Below are 577 nucleotides of genomic sequence, written 5' to 3' on the forward strand. Positions count from 1 at the left end.
CAAGCTTCGCTAGAGGAATTGAACAAAAGAAGTTCTGAGCAACACTCCATGGCTCAGTTCCGCACAAACTTAGTCGTATCTGATACTAAGCCATTTGAAGAAGATTCATGGAAGCGCATCCGAATCGGGGAAGTGGAGTTCGAATCTCTCAAACCTTGTGAGCGTTGTATTCTTACTACGATCAATACTCAACGTGGCACTTTCCGTGAGAGCAAAGAACCGCTCAAAACGTTGCAACAGTTCCGCGCCAATGAACGAGGTGGTGTGTTCTTTGGACAAAACCTTGTGGCGCGCAATGAGGGCATTATTCACCAAGGCGATAAAGTTGAAGTGCTCGAATATAAGGAGCCGGAATTTTATCCGGACAACTCACCTGTGCGCATGACGCTGACGTGTGTTGAGCGTGAAGAGATTGCTCAAGATTTCGTGACCTTATGGCTAGAACCGAGCAACGGTTCTTTACCAAACTACTTACCGGGCCAACATTTGCCGATTGAGGTGGATATCAATGGTAAGAAAATTGGTCGTAGATATACCTTATCGTCTAGCCCATCTCGCCCTGGTCGCTATGCTATCT

Annotated in this window: 1 protein-coding gene; it reads left to right on the plus strand. The window is 46.6% G+C overall.

Going from position 1 to position 577, the window contains the following annotated elements:
* A partial coding sequence (locus R7Q48_RS29525; protein ID WP_318133925.1) for an MOSC domain-containing protein occupies nucleotides 1-577 on the plus strand: 577 nt, incomplete at both ends.

Source organism: Vibrio sp. 378 (genome assembly GCF_033339435.1).